The sequence below is a fragment of the Endomicrobium proavitum genome, assembly GCF_001027545.1.
Lineage (GTDB): Bacteria > Elusimicrobiota > Endomicrobiia > Endomicrobiales > Endomicrobiaceae > Endomicrobium > Endomicrobium proavitum.
The window spans coordinates 324,854-348,459 of the sequence record NZ_CP009498.1; the positions used below are offsets into that span (position 1 = coordinate 324,854).

General features: G+C 42.0%; 5 protein-coding genes. 1 reads left to right on the forward strand and 4 read right to left on the reverse strand.

Annotation, left to right across the window (positions count from 1 at the left end; genetic code table 11):
* Positions 1 to 161: 161 nt before the first annotated feature.
* The 4 genes from Epro_RS01350 to Epro_RS01365 all read right to left on the reverse strand — a co-directional run bounded on the left by Epro_RS01350 (position 162) and on the right by Epro_RS01365 (position 2,149).
* Complete coding sequence (locus Epro_RS01350; protein WP_052569869.1) at positions 162 to 590, reverse strand: hypothetical protein; 429 nt, start codon at positions 588 to 590, stop codon at positions 162 to 164.
* 12 nt (positions 591 to 602) lie between these two features.
* Positions 603 to 995 (reverse strand): zf-HC2 domain-containing protein, encoded by a 393-nt coding sequence (locus Epro_RS01355; protein ID WP_052569870.1) that lies wholly within the window; start codon positions 993 to 995, stop codon positions 603 to 605.
* Positions 982 to 1,566 carry an RNA polymerase sigma factor gene (locus tag Epro_RS01360; protein WP_052569872.1) on the reverse strand — a complete coding sequence of 195 codons (585 nt, stop codon included), beginning with the start codon at positions 1,564 to 1,566 and terminating at the stop codon, positions 982 to 984. Before Epro_RS01360 ends, Epro_RS01355 begins: the two co-directional genes overlap by 14 nt.
* Positions 1,567 to 1,651: 85 nt before the next feature.
* On the reverse strand, positions 1,652 to 2,149 hold the full coding sequence (locus tag Epro_RS01365; RefSeq protein ID WP_052571550.1) for a deoxycytidylate deaminase: 498 nt from the start codon (positions 2,147 to 2,149) through the stop codon (positions 1,652 to 1,654).
* A gap of 299 nt (positions 2,150 to 2,448) precedes the next feature.
* On the opposite strand from Epro_RS01365, the gene Epro_RS01370 reads away from it, so the two are divergent.
* The gene (locus tag Epro_RS01370; RefSeq protein ID WP_052569874.1) at positions 2,449 to 23,595 is read left to right on the forward strand and encodes a hypothetical protein; all 21,147 of its coding nucleotides are present in this window, start codon (positions 2,449 to 2,451) and stop codon (positions 23,593 to 23,595) included.
* Positions 23,596 to 23,606: the final 11 nt, after the last annotated feature.

The window sequence follows — 23,606 nt, forward strand, 5'->3', positions numbered from 1 at the left end:
TGGCATATGCTGTTATACTGCGAAAGACAGATCCTGAAACAAGTTCAGGATGATAACGCAAACGGCATAAAAAAAGCCCGTGCTTTTAAAAGCGCGGGCTTTTTTTATCAGGCTGTTAAATTCCACTTTTGTGAAAGGGGCGGCTCGTAGCGACGGAGTATTTATTTTTTATCGTGCTTTTTAAACTCTTTTAATTTTTTTTGTCCGTCGGGGGTTGTAAGAAAATCCACTTTTTTATTTATGTAGCTTTCTTTATCTTTTTCCATTTTTGTAATTTGGCTTTCAAATTTTGCTATTCTTTTTTTTTGCTCGGCAAGCATTGCTTTTCTGTTTGAAAGATCTTTTTCGGTTTGCGCGGTTACGGATTTTTTAATTTCGGCTTTTACGGCGGCTTTGTCTGTGTCCGCGGCTTTGTTGTATTTTTCAACAAGCGTTTCTATGTTTTTAAAATATGCGGCGCGTTCTTTTTTTACTTGTTCAAATTTGGCCTTATCTTCTTTGGAAATTTTCTTGTCAAAATCTTTTGTTGCGGCAAAAGCAAAGCCTGCGGTTAAAAAAATCGCGCAAAGCGCAATGGCTGTTTTTTTCATTTTATTCTCCTTTTAACTTAAGTATATTTGTTCGTATCCGTCTAAATTTGCGTCTATGCTTGCAATTTGTTCGTAACTTGCGTCGGTGTCAAAGTATGAAAGCGAATTGCCGTTTACGGTTGAATATGTAAACACTCCTATAAACAAACACGCGGCGGCGGCAAAACCAAATTCAACGGCTCTTAAAAAATTCCAAAAAGGTTTTTTTCTTGTGGTTTTGTCAAATATGCCGTATATAACGTTTGCCGGCAGATTTTTTTTCTGTTTTTGCGCGCTGATTGTGTGAAAAATTTCAACGTTTTCGGCGCATTCTTTGCATGTAAGTATATGGGCGTTAAATTCTATAATTTCTTTTTCGTTCATTTCGTTATGTAAAAAAAGCGGCAGCTTATTACATGTATTCATGACATACCTCCGGTTCTGTTTCTAAAAGTATTTTTTTTAATTTTCCGAGAGCTCTGTTAAATTTTGAAAGCAAAGTTCCTATCGGTTTGTTTTGCATTTCCGCTATTTCTTTAAAAGTTAAAGAATCTTTCAAAGCTATAAGTTCTCTTTCTTCCGAAGTAAGTTTATCTAACGCTTTACGAACGGATTGACTCTTGCTTTTTATTGCGGCGGCTTCAATTGGAAGAGGGTCTTTGTCGGATAAAACTTCTATTAAAGAAAATTCATCCTCGTCTTTATTTTCAAGCGGCAGCGTTTTGTGCGCGTTTTTTCTGTAGTAGTCCATAGTTATGTTGCGCGACAAAGTAAACAGCCAGTTTTTGAATTTGTTCTCGTCGTTATATTTGCCGAGTTTTTTAAAAATTCTTATAAATACGTCTTGAGCTATGTCCTGCGAAGCTTCTTCGTTTTTTGTTATGGATAAAATGTATGTGTAAACGTGCGACTGGTAGCGCATAACAAGCTCTTCAAACGCGCCCTTGTTTCCTTTTTTAAAAAGAATGATAAGCTCAGAATCATTAAGCTGTTTCATAATTAACTAACGAATGCCCTTATAATTTTATTGCATTATTTTTAGCTCAAGGGGGCGGGTTGCCGTCCCCTGAGCTGAAGAAAAATTATTTTTTTTGCGAGATTGCGAAGTCTTTAATTTGGAGGGTTGTGTATTCTACGCTTGCTTGATTGAAAAGATCTTTGTAGGAATTGTCGGGATATTCTATGCCCGCAACAACTCTTTTGATGCCGGCGTTTACTATCATTTTTGCGCACAAAACACACGGAGAATGCGTGCAGTAAAGCGTAGAATTTTTTATATTTATTCCGTGAAAGCCGCCTTGTATTATAGCGTTTTGCTCGGCATGAATTGCGCGGCATATTTCATGACGGGTTCCCGACGGTATTTTAAGCTCGTCGCGAAGACAGCCGAGTTCCAAACAATCTTTAACTCCCGCCGCCGCGCCGTTGTAACCTGTTGTAAGAATTCTTTTATCGCGAACTATTACAGCGCCGACATGATGACGAACGCAAGTAGAACGTTCGGCAACAAGCCACGCAAGCTTCATAAAATACTCGTCCCAAGACGGACGAATTACTTCTTTAGATATGTTTGTTGTCATAATGTTTAAAATTATAGCAAATTCCCTTCCCACCCGCCAAATTTGCTTCAGGGCATAGTGCTTTTCTGAAGGGCAGAGTGCATTCCTAACCTGAAGTTTTTTTTGTTGAAAAAAAGATTTTTTTAGTATATACTGTATGAAGTAAAACATGACCGAAAATATTCGGGGGGGGGGGGGTATAAATGTATCCCCTAAATCTATTATGTAAAAGCGAGCCCCGCGACACAATGTCCGCGTGGCTTTTTTATTTTGCAAAAAGTAAATACCAACAGTTAATAAATATTTTTTAAGAGGAAAAAATGAAAAACTTTTTGAAGCTTTTACGGAAACTTGCAACGGCACTGTTTGTAAGTTTCTTTTTTATTTTCCCGACGAGCGCGGATGCTCAAACTACCGTTACGGATTCCGACACTTTTAAAACTTTGTGGCAGGCGGGCGGAAGCAACGACATTATTTTGGGAAATAATATTTTATTTGACGGAAATTTCGCGCCAACTCTCGGCGCGGCCGGCGCTTCCTCTATCTTTACGGCAAATTTAAATGCGAAAACTTTGCAGTTTTACAGAAGTTCTGCTGCTGCCAGCGGCGGAGTTTTTAGCCTTTCGGGGGCAGGAAGTGCTGCAACTTTTAATTCCGGAACCGTTTTGTTTACAAGCAACACTTCGGCAAATGCAGGAGGTCAAGGCGGCGGGTTTTATGTATCAGGCGCCGCTGAGGCGGATTTTATAAATGACACCGTTATTTTTTTAGGCAATATAGGCGGATATAACGGCGGAGGGTTTGCCGCAGCGTCAGGCGGTATAGTAAATTTTGAAAACTCCGTCGTAACATTTAGTTTAAATTACGCAACAAATACAAGCGGAGCTTTTTATAATAATGAAGGCACAGTTACGTTTATAAATTCTAACGTAACAATGTCAAGCAATACCGGAGAAAGCCGCGGCGGCGCTATTTTTATTGACGCCAACGGCATAACTTCATTTTCCGTTTCTACTGTAAATTTTATAGGTAACAATACGCTTTTAGATTCGGGAGGAGCCCTTGTAAATAGAGCCGGTCAAGTATATTTTATAGACTCAATTGTAAATTTTACAAACAACACGGCGGCAGTAAACGGCGGCGCAATTTACAGCTATGAAAATACCGGTTCTTCCATAGTTTTTCAAAATTCAAAAGTTAATTTTACCGGAAACCAAGCTGTAAATAACGGCGGAGCGGTGTATTTGGCTTGGGACGGGCAGCTGCAGTTTTCAACTCTTTCTTTTGTAGAAGCTTACAATAACTATGCCGGCGGCAACGGCGGGTTTTTATATTTAAATAATGTTGACGGAGTAGGTTACAGCTATGACCCTAAAACATGGTCTCCCGTATTTGCGGCGGCAAATATTTCAAGCAATACCGCCGGCGGACACGGCGGCGCGCTTTATTTGTTTAGAAGTTCCGCAACGTTTGTTTCAAGCGCAACTTTATACGGAAATACAGCCGGCATTTCCGGCGGAGCAATATCTTTAGAGCTTTCCACGCTTACTTTTAACAATATCGGCGGAGAAATACTTTTTGCAGGCAACACTGCGGCGGGAAATCCTAACGATTTATCTATGAGCAGTTCTGTTGTTAATTTTTGGGGCGACAATAATATAAGGTTTGAAGGCGGTATAGTCTCTCTTACATCTAACAACGCAATTTACAAAACAGGCGGCGCAGATTTATATTTAAGCGGAATAAATTCTATTCAGGGCGCTTTAATCATTACTTCCGGAACCGTTTTTGTTGAAAGGTCAACGTTTACTTACGCAAACGGAAACTGGATAATGCAAAACAGCAAGGGTTTAAGAATTTCAAGCTCAATAGTTAACATTCAAAATTCCGTAACTGCGGGCATAATACAAAACAACGGATACTTATACGGAAACGTCGACGGCGGCGCTATTTCAATAGTTGACAGCGTAGCGCTTTTTGGCGGCTCGCTTACATTTAGAAACAACGCTGCAACGGGCAGAGGCGGCGCGCTATTTATAGACCCCAGCAGCGTAACTTTTACCGGAGATATGTTGTTTGACGCTAACACGGCAGACGCCGGCGGCGCGCTTTACATAACCGGCGGCTCAACTCTAACTGTGGTTAACGGCGCAACTTTAACGTTTACAAACAATCTTGCATTAAGCACAGGCGGAGCAGTTTATATTGACGGATATAACAACATAAATTTTGCCGGAATTTATATAAACGCAACAGGTAACAAAGCCCAAAACGGCGCCGGCGGGTTTATGTATGCGGTAAACGCGGGCACAGTAACTTTTGACAGAGTAAATTTAAGCAGCAATGCGGCGCATTTTGGCGGCACGCTTTATGCCGCTGCCGGCACAACTTACAAGTTTGCGGGAACTACAACGGCTATTTTACACAGCACCGCAATTGCCGACGGAGGCGCAATATATTTGGAAGACGGCGCTTTTGCGGATTTTAGCAACACTTATTTATATGCATACAATAATAGAGCATACGGCAACGGCGGTTTCTTATATTCTACCGGCGCAAAAACAATAGATTTTTATAATGTAGCTTTTATAAGCAACACCGCTTACAACGGCGGAACGCTTTACATTGATAACGGCACGCTTGTTGTTTTCCACGCTGCAACAACAACTTTTGTTAAAAGCTCTGCAACTAATTCCGGCGGCGCAATTTACTTAAACGGCAGCGGCAATTTTGATTTAAGCCAAACGTATCTTAACGCGTCCGGCAGCTGGGCTACTTATGCCGGCGGGTTTTTATATTCTAACGGCGTAAAAACTCTTAACTTTTACGAAGGTAACTTTTCCAGCAATTCCGCGGGAGCCGGCGGCGCAATTTACGCTGTAAACGGCGCGGATTTAATTTTTAATAACGACGTTTCTTTTGTAGGCAATACCGCAGGCGCCGCTTATAACGTTTACGGCGATATGGTGCTTCTGCCCGGCGACGGCGGCGCAATTTATTTATCAAGCGGAAGTTTGCTGTTTAAAGGAAGAGCCGAATTTATAGCAAATAAAGCCGCTACTACCACTTACTATAACGGCGGCTATGGCGGAGCTATAAACACGGACGGCGGCGATGGCGGCGCAATTTGGGCAAGCGCTTCATATATAGATTTAACGCAGTCTCCGGAAATAGTGTTTGCAAGCAATACGGTAAACCCAAGCGCCGGCATTGGGCGCGGCGGAGCTATTTATGTGCAGGCAGGCTCTACAATAAATTTTGTAGGCGCTAATGTTATTACTTACGGTAATACTATGGGCTGGCACAGCTATGGCGCATTCCTTTACGCTGATGATTCTTATGTGTTTTTCAAAGACGGTAATTTTGTTGCAGAACCTTTTGCCGGACAAAATAACTACGGACGTTTATTTGCGTTTGTAAACGGTACAATTGCAGATTTTTCAAGCGGTACTCTTTCATTTACAGTGCGCAATAGGCAATACGATAGGAATAGTTTTGGAAATATATATGTTGCCGACGCGTCGCGTGCGCAGTTTTATAACACAAACGTTTTATTTTCTTCTGCTAATAGCGATATTCTTTCCAGAGGCGGACAAATTTATGTTAAAAACGGCGGTCTTGTAAGTTTTGCGCAAAGCACAATTACAGCTTCTTGGAATTATGCTCAAAGCGGCGGCGGTTTTGCATATTTAGAGCAGTCAACTATGACGCTTGCAAATTCAAGTTTGACTTTTGTAAATAATAGAAATGCCGATAGCGGTCCCGGCGGCGTGTTCTATCTTTCTTCGTCAACGCTTCTTTTTGAAAATACCAGCGCGTTATTTCAAGAAAACGACGCAGTTTACGGAGGAGTTATAAACGCGCAATATTCCAACGTGTCGTTTAATAATTCCAACGCGTTGTTTGAGGGAAACAGGGGCTGGGGCGGCGCGCTTTATTTGCAGTATTCAACGTTTAGCTTTGCAAACGGAACCGTTGATTTCTCCAGCGGCAGCGGTTATTGGAAGACCGACGGAAACGGAAGGTGGTCTAACGTTCCTTATATTAACGCGTTAAATTCAAACGTCAGCTTTACAAACGCGCAGGTGAATATTTCATCTACATACGAGCAGGGCGACGCTGCCGTTTATTCGTCGGGCACATATTTCAGTTTTGAAAATTCTACCGCGGTATTTCAAAATCTTTATTCCGGCGGTAATGCTTACGCTTTTACTGCAGACTGGGGTTCTACGGTAACATTTAACAACTCTCAATTGTTTTTCTTAAACAATACAAGGCGCGGTAATATATCAGCCTCAGTTATTTATATTGCCAACGCTTCAAGCATAAGCATTACAAACAGCGCTTTGGAGCTTGCAAATAGTTACGGAGATGCTTGGACAGGAACAACTTTTCTTATAGACGGCAATTCATACGCTGACATTGTTAATACTAATTTTTATGCTCACGACAATACAATGGCAGCCAACTTCGGCAGCACTCCTTTGGGCATGATGGGCGTAGCTAACGGTTCAAGACTTAATTTTATCGCGGGAACCGCCACTTTTACAAACGCATCCGGCGGACAGGGAATGTTAGGCGCGTGGCAGGGTTCTACCATAACGTTTACAAACGCGCAGCTTCTTTTTCAAAATAATAACAGCGCCGGCGGAACAGTTTCTGCAGACCAATACTCTTTGGTAACCTTAGATTTGTCAACGGTTACATTTGTGTTTAATAACTGGGCTTCAGGCGGAAGAAGCGTTTCCGCAACCAATTTTTCAAGAGTTTTGTTTGACTCAATGACTGTAATTTTATCGTCAAATAATAACGCTATTGCTTTTGCTGCAAACGATTCGGATATTATTTTTAACAATACGCAGCTGGTTGTTTCAAGCGGCAACGGTTCTGCGTTTATGGCGCAATACAGATCAACTATTTCTTTTGTAAACACAACTCTTGCCGGTATGAATAATAATCATGCAGCGTTGTCTAACAGCGGAGTAATGGACGGATTTTCATATTCTGCTTTTATTTTGGATAACGTTACCGGATATTTTGACAATAATTCCGGCAGCCAGTCCGGCGTTATCTATGGCGACGACGCAACAACAAAATTGCATGTAATTAATTCAACAGTTGTGTTCTCAAGCAATTCTTCCGGCAATAATGGCGGCGCAATAAATACTGCAGGCGTTTATTTTGAAGGTTCAAGCTTAACTTTTTATTCTAATTACGCATCTCGCGGCGGCGCGGTAAATATTGGCGGCGGATATTCTCTTATAAGTTCTTCAACGCTTTTGTTTTCAAGCAATACTTCATTAAATGAAGGCGGCGCAATACGCGCTGAAAACGCTTACGTTGACGTTGTATATTCCATTATAAATTTTACAAGTAATACTTCTATTGCAAGCACCGGCGGCGGTATTTGGCTGCAAAACTCTACAATGAATTTTTACAACACCCATTTAAATTTCTACGCTAACAACGGCAGAAATATTGCAGATGCAAGCGGAAATTCATCTTTAAGCTTCGTTAACAGCACAGTAGATTTTACAAGCAATACGTCTTATGTTGGATATGGACTTGGAATGATATCTTTATATCACCAATCATCCGTGCTAATTTCAAGCTCTGTTGTGCGTTTTATATCAAATATAGGAATGGGAATTTATAATTATAGTAATTATTATGATACTGCTGGTATTCAAATCTACGATTCCACAGCTGTGTTTTATAACAATACAACAGATAATTCCGGCGGCGCAATTTTTACCAGATCCGGCACAGATATTAGAAATTCACTTATAGATATTACAAGCAATACCGCGGCACAAGGCGCCGGAATGTATATTGCCGGGTATGGCGGTACAAAATTTACGGACTCTATAGTTAATTTTACAAGCAACACAGCTATAGCAAACGGCGGCGCTATTCATTTTGAAATTGATAATTCCAGTCTTAATTTTGTAAATTCTACGGCAACGTTTGCATATAACGTTGCGCAAGGCGGTAACGATACTAACGGCGGCGGCGCAATATTTACTGCCGGCAGCGGAAATGTTATAGCTTTTACGTCTTCAACGGCAAATTTTGTTAACAACGTTGCCACAGGCGCGGCAGGCAGCGGCGGAACAATGCATTTAAGAGGCAATTACGGCAACAATAATTTCAACGTAACAAATTCGCAGTTTAGCATAACGCAAAGCAGCGCATCTTATCAAGGCGGCGCGGTTTACGGCTATGGCTGGAATATGAATTTTATAGACTCTCTCGTAGAAATTTCAAGCAATTCTGCTGCCAGAGGCGGCGCTTTATACAACGGCGGCAACATGAATTTCTACTTTTCAAACTCGGTTGTAAATTTTATAGACAACTTGTCTTACGGCTGGTCTGGGGGTAACGGCGGCAACGTTTATTTAAGCGTTCCAAATTCAGTGTTAACTTTTAGCAGCAGCGTTGTTACTTTTGCAAATAATACGTCTGTTATAGGCGCCGGCGGCGCAATTTACGCCGAATACGGAACTGTAAACTTTACAAGCGGCGCGGCGGTAAGTTTTTACAATAACGTATCTTCCGTAAGCGCCGGCGGAGCAATATACCTTGGCGCTAGCGGAGGAATGCTTAATATTTCTTCCGACGTTGTAGTAAACGCCGTTGGAAATATTTCCGGCGACAAGGGCGGGTTTTTATATGTTGGCGGCGCAAAAACAATAGATTTTTATGAAACGCATTTTGTAAGCAACACCGCGCAAAGCGGCGGAACTTTATACATTGACGCCGGCGCGAAAGTTGTTTTTAACGCGGCAATAACTAAGTTCTCATACGGCAGCGCAAGCGCAAACGGCGGAGCAATAGCTTTGGGCGCAAACAGCAATGTAGATTTTAGCGCAACGTATTTAGAAGCCATAGGCAACCATGCCGACGGCAACGGCGGCTTCTTATGGGCTAACGCCGCAAGCAACGCAATAAATTTCTACGATACATCGGCTTTCTTGCAAAACAGCGCGCAAAACGGCGGAACGCTTTACGGCGCAAACGGCGCGCAGTTTGTATTTAATTCTGCAACAACAAATTTGTCTTACAGCAGCGCAAACGCAAACGGCGGCGCAATATACCTTGACAGCAACGCCAATATAAACGTTAGAAACTCCTCAATTAAAGCTTACAATAACTACGCGGCGTCTTCCGGCGGATTTTTATTTGCAAACAATGTGCGCGGCATGAATTTTTACGCGTCCGAAATTTCTTCCAACGCGGCAACCGCCGGCGCGGGAATGTATTTGTTAAACAGCTCGGCAACGTTTAATTCTACAACAACGTTTGCAGGCAACGTTGCTGCGTCTTCCGGCGGAGCAATAGCGCTTGATAATTCTACCGCAACTTTCAACAGCGCAAACGGCGCAATGCTTTTTACCGGCAACACCGCTAACGGAATTCTCAACGACATATACATGAAAAATTCGTCGGCAACTTTCAATGCTGTAAACAATTCAATACGTCTTGAAGACGGAATAATTGTTGAAACCGCGCAAAATGCAATAAATAAATTCGGCGATCAAGATTTATATTTAAGCGGAGTAAATTACATTAAGGGAACGGTAAATTTGCTTGAAGGCGCAATAAGCGTTGACCGGGCAACTTTCACTTATTCAAACGGAAATTGGAATATAATAAACAGCAACGGTTTTAGAGTTTCAAGCTCCGTAGTAAACGTTGCAAATACCGTAAATACAACAATACGCAACAACTCTAACGCCGACGGCGGCGCCATGAGCATAATAGACAGCTCCGCAACTTTCGGCGGTGCAATGGTATTTACTTCCAACACGGCAACAGGCAGAGGCGGCGCGCTTTACATTGACCCCAGCGAAGTAATATTTGAGTCAACGGTAACTTTCACTTCTAACACCGCAACGCTTGGCGGCGCGGTTTACATTGAAGGCGGCAGCACGGTAACGTTTGTAGCCGGCGGCACGGTAACTTTTGCGTGGAACAAAGCAACATCTTCCGGCGGAGCGGTTTACATTGACGGATACAATAATATAGATTTTTCAAGCGTTTACGTTAACGCGCAGAGCAACCACGCGCAGTCGGGCGGCGGCGGATTTATGTATGCAGCCAACGCCGGCACGGTAACTTTCGGCGGCGTAACTTTCAGCGCAAGCAGCGCAAGCTACGGCGGAACGCTTTACGGCGACGGAAATACAATATTTAAATTTACAGCCGCAACAACAACTTTCACAGGCAGCAGAGCGTCTGTTGACGGCGGAAGCATATACTTAAACGGCAACGCAAACGTAGATTTCAGCCAAACTTATTTGAATGCAAGCAACGGCTACGCAGGGCGCGACGGCGGATTCTTGTATTTGCAGGGAGCAAAAACGGTAGATATTTATGCTTCTCTTTTTACGCTTAACACAGCCGGCAGATATGGAGGCGCCATAGCATTAGCGGACGGAGCTACTCTTAATTTTGCTTCGCAGAATGTAAATTTCTCAACTAACACCGCAAACGCGGGCGGAGCGTTATCTTTAGACAACACGCAAATAACTTTTGGCAACGGCAGCACGTTTACGTTTGTAAACAACGTAGCAACAAGTTCCGGCGGAGCAATTTTTGCAATTAACGGCTCAACGGTAACTCTTTCAAGCAACGCTTATTATAATGTTGCCGGTAATAACGCTCAATATGGAGGCTTTATTTATGCCGATGACAGCTACATAAATATAGATGGAGCAGTCATCAATAGTTCTACTAATAATATTGTTGGCATGGCAATTGCCGCTTTTAACGGCAGTAAATTAACAGTATCTTCTTCGTCGTTTATTAGTGTCGGTTACACTGTCAGTGGTGGTCAGGGTGAAAAAGGAGCAGTTTATCTTAATGGTAGTACTGCTGATTTTAGTAATGTGATATTTGCTTCTAACACTGCTTCTCATGGCGCAGCAATAACTGCTGAAAACTCGCTTATAAATTTTAGAGGAAGTAATACGTTTATATATGATAATAGAGGAGGTGGTGCTGAAGGAGCTATTGTTCATTTAACCGGCTCTTCTGTAACGTTGGATAATAACGGATTTATTAATGTTGTAAGTAACCCTTCTCGCTTTATATATTCTACAGATTCATATATAGATTTCAGCAGTGGCTATGTTACAGATTCAGGACACACGGTGTATGGTGGCTACGGCAGTTTTGCTTATTTGGTAGATACAAATCTTAATATAGGCAGTGCAACAATTTATAACAATTTAGCAGTCTGTGGTGGCGCAATTTATTTTGCAAACACAAATACTATGACGATAGCTAATGCAACGTTTGCCGGCAATACTTCTTACGAAGGTGGCGTTTTGTATTTTGCGGTAGGGCATAACAGTAGCCTTTATTTAACAAGCGTAACATTTTCCGGAAATGGAAACAGCGGTTATTACTTACCGGTACGCGGCGGCGCAATTTATAATTCTAACGGAGTATTAAACTTTACAGTGCTTTCCGGAGGATTGGTAACATTTACAGGAAATACGGCTACTTCTCTTGGAAACGATATTTACAATGCAGCAGGCGCAATACTTAATTTTAACGGCGAGGGAGACATAGCTTTAAACGGCGGTATTTATAATATAGGGACATTAAATAAAACAAATTCCGGAGATATTTATTTTGGTTCAGGCTCAACAAACACTTTTGGTGGAACTGTTGCAATGTCCAGCGGAAACGTATATTTTGAAAACGGTTCAACAAATGTGGTAACCGGCGCTTGGACTTCTTCCGGCGGCAACACGTATTTTAACGGCGGGTCAAGCAATGCTATAAGCGGCACGTTAACAACAACCGGCGGAAATGCTTACTTTGCGGCGGGCTCTCGAAATAATATAAGCGGAAGATTGCAGCTTAATTCCGGCGGCGCGTATTTCTCAACAAGCGCGTATGTAAATGTTTTAGAAATTACAACCGGCACGCTTGGGCTTGACGTAGATTGGCTTGCCGGCGGGCGCGGAGCGCAGACTGCGTTTATAGAAACGGGCAGCACAACGTTGACAAATGCAAGCAAGCTTGCAGTAACAACGCTTACGCCTACGCTGCAAGTAGTGGGAAGCTCAACGGCAATAATGTCCGCAGATTGGATAAATAATATTGCGTTTAGCACAAACAACATTTCCGGCGGAGATCAATACGGCTACAGATTTGTATGGGGCGGCACAACGGGCGACTACACCGGCTGGTTAGTTTACGGCGCGCTTCCGTGGAACACGTTTGTAAGCCAGTATCAAAATGCAGTAGCGGGAAGCACAATAACATTGGCGCAAGATATTTACGCGGACGCGCTTATAGGCGATGACAATCCGTTTAGCGCCACAAGCGGAAATAACTTTACAATAGACGTCGCGGGGCATGTAATTAATTCGTCCGGGCTTGCAAATAAAATAATTGTTCTTTCAGGTAAAAATATAAATCTTTCAAACGCAACACTTAGAAACTTTACAGGTAGCGCTTACGGCGGAGCAATTTACAATTTAGGCGGCTCAACTTTAACAATAACAAATGTAAATTTCTCATCAAATAGTAATACAAATGGTTCTATTGGCGGCGGCGCAATATATAATACAGACAGCGTTATAAACATAACAAGCAGCGTATTTGCAGGCAATTATGTGGTAAATGACGGCGGCGCAATAGTCAACTATAATACAGTATTGATAGCAACGGATGTGGCATTTATATCAAATAGAGCAAATAGTGGCTCTAATGGCGGCGGTGCAATATACAATGTCGCTAGCTATGTAAATTTAACAAATGCATTGTTTGATAGCAACCAGTCTAATCACGGTGGCGCAATTAATAACAATTTCGTTAATTCAACCGTAACAATAACAAATGCAGTATTTACACAAAACATAGTTACTTTAAGTGGTTCAAGCAGAGGCGGCGGAGCAATATATAATGCAGGCACACTTAATATTTCTTCAGCAGTATTTGAAGAAAATAGCGCACTGAATGCAGACAACCGCGGCGGTGCAATATACAATACGGGGATAATTAACTTCAATACAGCAAGCAGTTCTGTAATATTTACAGGCAACAGAGCAAGTTCAGCGGCAAACGGGCATGATATTTATAATTCCGGAACAATAAGTATAACAGGTAACGGCGATGTAGTAATATCCAGCGGAATTGCAGGTAACGGAATAATCAACAACAGTGCAAATATTTATCTTGCGGGAATAAATAATAGCTATAACGGTTTGTTCAACCAAACAGCAGGCTACACAAAAGTAACCGGCAGCTACTTTACGGGTATATCAAGCATAACAGGCGGCGTGGTAGAACTTGCCAACGGCGCAAGCATAACTAACGGAACAATAGGCTTGTGGAATTCCACGGGAACGTTAGATATAACAACGGCAGATAATTTAACATTTACAGGAAATGTTGCAGGCAATGGATACATATATAAAGAGTTGTCTTCAACGGGAACATTGACATTAATCGGCGACAACAGCGCATTCAACGGCAACTTCACGCAGCTTGCCGGCACAACAACAGTAACAGCGGCTGGCAAAATATTTGGCGGTACAAATACAATATCAAACAGCTTGCTTAACATAACGGGAAGCGATATTTATTACACCGTAAATTTAAGCACAAACGGCATATTAAGAAATTTCAGCAACAGTAACTTGTCGTCGTCAACAATAAACGGAGACATAATAAAATTTATAGCAAGCGGCGCAACGGCAACGTTTAATAATTTAACGGGCGAAAATTACGCATATTACACATTGGCAAACAGATTGGAAAACGGACAAGCAAACACGGTAATATTTAACAACAGTTACGTAGAAATATCATCGGATAATTACGCAGGGGCAACGGCGTATAATTTCAACAATTCAGTGTTAGATATTTCCAATTACGCGTCGCAAAGCACCAGAACAATAACATTCGGCGACGTTTTCGTAACGGGAAACAGCGGATTAAATTTCGGAATAACGTTTAACGAAATAGTTGCAAATTCTTCATACGGTTTTACAAGCGACAAAATTTATACAAGCACGGCAAGCACGGGCAAGTTAGATATGTTCGGAATACGCGTTTACAACGGCGACCAGTATTTGAAGCTGGGCGGTTTGTATTCAACGCAGGTGCTTTTTGGCGGGTTAGAGTTTAGCAACGCAACGTCAAGCGTAACAATATACATGGCAACGCACACGTTTATAGTGTGGTCAATGCCGGACTTGCAGAGCATATATGTGTTAATGGAAGGCGGAAGAAGTTTGTATGACGCCAATTTGGAAACGGGCAACAGGGATTACATAATAGACACATTAGCACCGTATCACATAGACCAGCCGTTTACAGACACAAGCTGGGGCAGATTTATGGTAGAAGGTTACGATGCGGACGCGTCAAGCTGGGTAATATCGGGAGTAATAAACAGCATGGACGCATATAACAATACAAGAAGTTACTTATTTACTTTGTCAAGCGCAACGGATTTTACATTGAGAAACGTAACGGTAACAAGCGCGGCTACAAGTGCGGCGCACAGCGGAAACGGCTCGGTAATATTGCAGACGGCGCCTAATTCAACGGCAACGGTAAGAAACGTATATTTAACGTATAACGCGGCAACATCGTCCGGCGGAGCAATAGCGACGTTCGCAGGAAACATAAGCATAGACAGCGTAACGTTTATAGGAAACACAGCAAACGCTTCCGGCGGAGCAGTTTACGCACAGGGAAATACGATTAATTTTAACGATGTGATATTTACTTCAAACGTTGCGGTTTCAAGCGGAGGAGCAATATCGGCAACGCAAAATTCCGTATTAAACTTTGAAGGAAACGTTTTGTTTGCAGGTAACACGATAGGCGAAGGCGTATCCGGCGGAGCGATATATTTAGATAACTCTACGGCAATATTTAAAAATAACGCTGAAGTAATCTTTGCAGGAAATACTTTGCCAAGTGGCGTTGGTAATCTAGTCGGTGGCGCGGCAATAAGTTTAGTAAATAATTCTTTCGTGGATTTTAGCGGCGCTTATCTTAATGCGTATTCGAATATTGCGCGAAACTACGGAGGCTTTGCATTCGTGGATAATTCGAGCATAATAATTGGCAGCGCTACGTTTGCTTTAAACCAAAGTGCAGAGGGGGGTGGCGCAATATATGCTACATCAGCGTCAAATATAGTTTTTACTTCTTATGTAATTTTTAGCAGTAATGTTTTAACTAGTGGCCCCTATGGCGGCGGCGCAATAAGTAATAGCGGTAATATATATTTTATAGGAAGCACAGCTGTATTTAATGGTAATAGTATAACCAGCGCGGCTGGTGGTTCTGCTATTATAAATAACGGAAATATAAAATTTAGCAGTTCTGTTGTAAGCTTTACTAACAACAATAAATATGCTGTCGTGAATGTATCACCAGGAGGATTCGGAACAGGAACAATAGATTTTACAAGCAGTGAAGTAATATTTAGCAGCAATAATGATGGAGCGCTTAGGAATGAGAGTGCAACTGGCTTTGCTACTGTAAATTTTGGAGCTGTAACTTTTGCTTACAATAGCGGACTATATGGCGGCGCTATTAGAAACGGACAATACGCATATTCAGGCGCTACTATTAACTTCATGGAAGTTGCGGGTTCTACATCTTTGTTTATAGGCAATACATCGCCAATAGGAAATGATATATACAATGTTAATACATTAAAATTCCAAGGTGCGGGCGATGTGATATTTAACGGCGGTATTGAAAATGCAAATTCAGGAATTATACAAAAAACAGGCGCCGGAAATATTTATTTTAACGCAGGTTCTTTAAATAAGTTAAACGGACAAGTTCAAACTTCTTCAGGAAATGTTTATTTTGCAAACGGTTCAACAAGCACAATAGGCAATTGGACAAACGCCGGCGCAAACGTTTACTTTCAAAATGGATCAACAAATACAATTATCGCTTGGAGAAACAACAGCGGCAACGCATATTTTGACGGCGGCTCAATAAATACAATAAATAATTATACAAGCACCGGCGGCGCAACCTACTTTGCGGCAGGTTCTAACGACACCGTAACAGGCACGTTAAGCCTTACAGGCGGCATTGTAAACTTTGCAACAACTGCATATGTAAACAATCTAAACATTACAAACGGCACGCTTGGGCTTAACGTAGATTGGTCTTCGGCATACGGAGCGCAAACAAGCTTTATATATTCAAGCGCAACGTCGCTAACTGCCAATAGTAAACTTTTAGTAACAACCGTAACGCCGGTAAGCGTGGTAGGAAGTTCAACGGCAGTAATATTTGCAGATTACATAAACGGCGTAGTATTTAGTACCAATAATATTTTAGGCGGCGACCAATACGGATACAGATACGTGTGGAGCGGAACGCAGGGCAACTACACCGGCTGGTTAGTTTACGGCGCGCTTCCGTGGAACACATTTGTAAGTCAGTATCAAACCGCGGTAGCAGGAAGCACAATAACATTGGCGCAAGATATCTACGCAGTAATCGGCGACAGCAATCCGTTTGCGCAAACCGCGGGAAATAATTTCACAATAGACGGCGGCGGATACGTAATTAATTCTTCAGCAATGCCAAACAGAGCAATAAACGCAAGCGGCAATAAAAACATAAATATTACAAACGTAACCTTTGCCTATTTCAACGGCGGGGTAATTAACGGCAACAACACTTCAACAACAAACTTTGTAGCAGACGGAACAGTAAACTTTGCAAGCAACACCGCAGTAAACGGCGGAGCAATTAACAACGGAACAATATTTTTCGTAGAAGGCAGCACTGTAAACTTTATAAAAAACACAGCATCAACCAACGGCGGCGCAATATATAACAATGCAACAATTAATATTTACGGCAATGTAAACTTTACAACTAATACTGCGCAATACGGAGGAGCTGTGTATGAAGATTCGTCCGGCATAGTTAATTTTTCTACCGGAGCAATTGTAAACTTTACAAGCAATAGCGCGGTTAACGGCGGAGCGATATATCTTAATTCCAATGGAACACTTGCTTTCTTGCAAGGCAGTGAAGTTAACTTTATAGGAAACGCTGCGTCTGAAAAAGGCGGCGCAATAAGCGGAGCAATTATTAAATTTGCAGAAGGCAGCACAGTTACATTTATAGGAAATAAAGCGCAATACGGCGGCGCAATACAGCACTACAACCCAATGAGCAACGAAGCGCTGGTATTTTCTACGGGAGTGCATTTTGTAACGGGCGGCAACACGGCAGATTACGGCGGATTCTTATCAACATTTATGTCAAGCGTATTGTTTAAATCGGGAGTAGATTTAAGCTTTAGCAACTCGTCTGCGGCAATAGCCGGAGGATTTTTATACGCGCAGGGAACATACGGAAACCTTGGAAGCATAACCTTTGAAGATGGAATCTATGCATCGTCAAACAGCGCAGCATTAGGCGGCTTTATAGCGGCAGTTGAAGGCTATTTGCCCGCAGTAATTAATATAGGAAGCGCAACAATAATAGGCAACGTAGCAACAAGCAGCGGCGGAGCAATATATTTACAAAGCAGCACGGCGAACTTTAACAGCGCAACCGGCGCAATAGTGCTTGCAAGCAACACGGCAAACGGAAAAGCGAATGATATATATGCAGCAGGGTCGTATATAAATTTTAACGCAGAAAATAATCAAATAAGAATAGAAGACGGAATATACATAGGAGCCGGCGGAAATAACATAATAAGCAAAACGGGATTAGGGGAATTGTATATAAGCGGCAACAATTATATACAGGGCGCGGTAAACGTAACGTCTGGCACGGTAAGAATAGACAAAGCAACGTGGACACATGAAAACGGAACGTTCAACGAAACCGGCAGTAACGGTATAACAATAACAAATTCAATTGCAAATTTTGCGGTAACAAATTTTACCGCATCTAATAATGTGGCGGCGTCTTCAGGCGGAGCAATAGCTTTGTATAACAGCACCGTAACATTTTACACGGGTATTTTTAGCTCTAACACGGCAAACGGCGTGAAAAACGACATATACGCGGAAAATTCGGTTATAAATTTTGTTGCAAATAATAATATAACTCTTGAAGACGGAATATATGTGGGCGCGGCAAATAATGTTATAAACAAAACGGGAAATAATTATAGTTTATATTTAGGCGGAGTAAATTATTTGCAGGGAACGCTTAACCACACAGAAGGAAATATACAAATAAATAAAGCGACATTTACGTTTGAAAACGGCAGTTGGAATTCTTCGGGAAAAGGGGTAAGCATAGCAAGCTCTGTTGTTAATGTAGCGGCAAGCGTAAATGTTAACTTGTCAAATAATTCCGGAGCGTATTTGGGCGGAGCGCTTAAAATAGTTGACAGCACGGTAACTTTTAGCGGAACGGTTTTAATTGCCACAAATGCAACTACTATGTATTATTCAAATAATTATCACGGGGGAGGCGTTTACGTTCAAAGCAGCAGTTTAAGCTTTAACGGCGGGGTATTATTTAGTTCTAATAGCGCGCAAACGCCTAATAATCAGGGAGCAAGCGGCGGCGCAGTGTATGCAATAAACTCGCAAATATATTTTAATGAAATATCATCGTTTACAAACAATGCGGCAAATGGATATCAAGGCAGTTATGGTTACGGCGGAGCGATATATGCGGCAAACAGCAATGTTGAGTTTAATAAAAACGCATACTTTGCAAATAACAGCGGTTATGCCGGCGCGGCAATATATTTAACAGGTTCAACTGCGGCTTTTAATAACGGCGCATTTATATTTGACACCAATAATTCGAGCATGCGTCCCGGCGGAGCAATATATGCGGAAAGTTCGCAAGTAGAATTTAACAGCGCGGATGTAATATTTAAAAATAGCGCTGTAGGTTCCGGTTCAAGTATGCAATCCGGCGGCGGAATATATGCAAATAACAGCAGCATAACATTTAACGGCGGCGCAGTAGAATTTTTAAATAATTACGCAAACAGCGGCGCAGGAATGAGCGTGTATAGTTCAACAATAAATTTCAACAACACGGCAGTCTTATTTACGGCAAATGCATCTACCGGCAGTTCTATGGGGCCAGGTGGACGCCGCGGCGGCGCAATAACTAACAACACCGGTGTTGTTAATTTTGTATCCGGCGAGATTTTGTTTTCGTCAAATACTGCGGAAAGAGGCGGTGCAATATATAATGACACAAACGGTATTATAAATTTCAGCAGCGTAACTTTTGACAATAATGCCGCAAGAGACGGAAGCGGAGGAGCAATAAATAACATTGCAACAATAAATTTTAACGATACTGCTATATTTACAAATAACAAAGTAAGCGTTCTTTATAATCCGACAACATTGGGCGGCGGAGCGATATTTAACAGCGGAACAATAAATCTTGCCGGAAATATAATGTTTGTTGATAACAATGTCCAAGGAGCGCAGCAGGCAGCAGGCGGAGCAATATATAATTCAGGCAGCGCGCTAAATTTTGTTGCGGGCAGCACAATAAGTTTTGTCGGTAATATATCGGAATATTTAGGCGGAGCGATATATGCAGATAACGGAGCACAAGTATTATTTTCTTCAGGCATAGCGCAGTTGGTGGTTGCCGGCAACACAGCGGAAAAAGGCGGGTTTATAGCGGTAGAAAACGCAACGGCAACGTTTGACGGCGGGAATTTCAGTTTTAGCAATTCAACGGCGTCAATATCCGGAGGATTCCTGTATGCAACAAATAATGCAATAGCCAATTTTGAAAATGTATATGCATCATCAAACAGCGCAGCATTAGGCGGATTTATAGCAGCGGAAAGCGGCGCAGTAATAAATATAGGAAGCGCAGTAATAACCGGCAACGTGGCAACAAGCAGCGGAGGCGCAATATATTTGCAAACCAGCACGGCGAATTTTAACAGCGCAACCGGCGCAATAGTATTTGCAAGCAACACGGCAAACGGAAAAGCGAATGATATTTACGCAGCGGGTTCGTATATAAATTTCAACGCAGAAAATAATCAGATAAGAATAGAAGACGGAATATACGTAGGAAACGCGCAAAACACAATAAGCAAAACGGGATTAGGGGAATTGTATATAAGCGGAAATAATTATATGCAAGGCAACTTCAACGTAACGGCAGGAAGCGTGACAATAAACAGAGCAACGTGGACATTTGAAACCGGAAGCTGGAACGTAACAACATCGTCAGGGGTAAGAATAACAAGCTCGGTAGTAACGATAGCAAACAGCGTAACAAGCGCGTTTGAACAAAATCAAGGTTGGGCAACAAGTATAATAGACAGCACAATAACATTCAACGCAGCAGTGAGATTTTCAACAAACAGCGGAGCGATATCTGCATTAAATGCGCAGATAACGTTTAATGATAATATTGTTGTAGAAGGACATAGCAATGCAATGGTAGTGACAGGCTCGTCAATGTCATTTAACGGAGCGCTAAAAATGTTTGTAGGAAGCGGAGTAAGTTCTACAGGGGTTGGCGGAGGAGCAATAAGTTCGTCAAATTCAGTGGTGTTGTTTAAAAACGGAACGAGTAATTTTATAAATAACAATGCGTCATATGCCAGCGGAGGAGCAATATATGCAGAAGGCTCAACAATAAGTTTTACAAATGAAAGAGTAACATTTACAAGCAACGCAGTCACAACCGGAGGCGGAGGAGCAATATATTCTGACGGATCTTTAGTAGAGTTTATAACATCAACGGCGATATTTGCAGGCAATGCCGGGGATTACGGAACCGGCGGAATATACGCGTATAATAGCTCTGTAGTAAGATTTATAAATAGCAACGCAGAATTTACCGAAAACAAAATAACTTCCGGCAGCGGCGGCGCAATGAATGTGCGAGGATTATTATATGTTGACGGCGGGAAAATAAGTTTTACAAGTAACACAGCCAACAATTATGGCGGAGCGATATATACATTAAATGACAGCTCAAATGTGTTTGTAAATACGGAAGTAAAATTCACAAGCAATAATGCAACAGAGGGCGGAGCAATATATGCCAATACGAGAAGCACAATAACATTTACAGCAGCGCCGGTAATATTTGATAATAACATAGCCGCAGTAAGCGGAGGAGCAATCTACAGTAACTTGGCGAACATAACATTTAACAACGGCAACGCAACGTTTACAAACAACAAAGCGTTAACGGGAAGCGGAGGAGCAATCTACGCGGTGGACGATTTGGTCTTTGACGGAGCAAACGTAGATTTCACCGGAAACGAAGCGTTAGCTGGAAACGGAGGAGCAATATTTGCCGACGACACAATACTAACAATAAAGAACGCAGTGATGACGTTCATGAATAATAAATCGTTGCTTGGCGGAGCAGTTTACGCAAGCAACAATTCAAACATAACATTGTCGGGTCGTGGAAGTTTTACAGGAAATGAGGCGAATGCCTCAGGAGCAGCGGTTTACGTAACAGGCGGCAGCACAGTAACAATAGAAGCCGCAAACGGCGATATAATATTTAGCGGCAACAAAGCCGCCGGAACGCCAAACGACATATACGCGGACAACAATAGCCGACTAAATTTAATAACCTCCGGAACCAACACAATAAGTATAGCAGGAGGAATATTAAGCAACACAGCCGGCACGGGAGTAGCAGTAAACAAAACCGGAACAGGAACGCTCTTGCTTGGCGGGGATAACGAAGTCTGGGGCAGCTTCACAGCGACAGCGGGAAAAGTAGAATTGTTAGGAGCAGCAAGCTACAAAGGAAACAGTTTAATGTTAAATAACACAATATTTAACATGACCGACGACATAGACTTTGACGGCAGCTACTTAAACACAGTAAATGTCAAAACGTTTGAAAGCGACACGCAAATGTTGATGGACGTGTTTGAAAATGGAACAAGCGACCAAGTGTTTGCCGACAGCGCCACAATAGGCGGTGACTTAACGTTGAAAGTAGAAACGGGCAACTACAATAACGATACGTATTACGATTTAATAATATCAACGGTAAACCAAATATACGGAGCGTTCACAAGCTCGCAAATAGTAACAAACGGATTAACAAACCTGCAAAGCAAAATATATTACGAACAGTTTACATCGTCGGAAGTAATAAGATTGTGGCTGAGAGGCGTGTATAATTCAAATTTTGAAAGTATTGGTAACGCAACGTTTAACCAAACGGAAGTAGCAAAAGCGTTTGACAAGTTGTCGGTAGATAACACAGTAGCGGTGCATCAGTTTATAAGCAACCTGTGGAACAGCGGCGCATATACAAACGAAGAAAAAAAGAGCATATTGTCGGAAATATCGCCGTATTTCATAACAAACGTAATAGAAAGCGCAGCGCAAGACAGCGACAATAACGAGCTGTATGACAGAATAAAAAACCACAGCAGAAGGGAACACACAAACAGCGCAATATGGGCGCAAGTAACGGGAGGAAACACAAAGTTAGGCGGCGATGAAAACAGCCTTGGCGAATACAAAGATAACCGATACGGGGTAATGGCAGGGTTTGACATATACTTTGGAAGCATGAGCAGCATAAACAAAACGATGTTGGGAATATATGTAAATTATAAAGACCACAGCATAACCCAGCAGGAAAGCAAAGCAACGCTAAATAAAATGGGATTAGGCTTCTACGGCGGATATATAGAAGAAAGCTACGAAATAAAAGCAATGATAAGCGGAAGTAAAGACAGCTACGAAACAACAAGAGCAATAAAGCTGAACGGATTTGCAGCCGACAGAACGGCAAGCGGAAAGTTTGACGGATTAACGTTAGGAGCGGACGTAGAAGGCGCATTGAAATACAAAATAGGAAACAACACAAACTTCAGACCATACGCAGGAGCAGAATTAAAGAACGTGAGCTACGACGGCTTCACAGAAACCGGAGCAAGCGAACTAAATCTAAAAGTAGAAGCAGGCAACTATTTAAGAACAACCGCAAGGTTAGGAGCGGGAGTAAACTACGACGATAAGACATGGGCAGGATATGTAAACTTGGAAGGAAAATACTTATTAACAGGAAAGAAATACGAAATAGAAAGCGTATTTGAAGGAACGGATGTGAAGTTCTTAAGCCGAGGCTACGAAGAAAACGGGTTGATATTAGGAGCAACATTAGGCGGAAGCGTGAGAATAACCGAAGGCCTAAAATTCTTCATAAACGCCAACGCCCACACAGCCGAAAAGTTCACAAACCTCTACGCCAACGCAGGCTTAAGATACAACTTCTGCGGCATAACGCACAAAGAGCCGACAAAAGTATATGTAGTAACATATAACGACAAAAACTTCTATTTCAGGGACACGCAGGCAGCGCAAGATTTCATAGCAAAAATGAATAAAGCGGGAGCGGAGATAAGCACAACGTCAATAAAAGAAAAGTTTGTAGCCGATGAAACGGTAGTGCCGGTAAGCTATAACGTGAAAGAAATAATAAAAGTAAAAACAAAATAGGAGCAGATAAA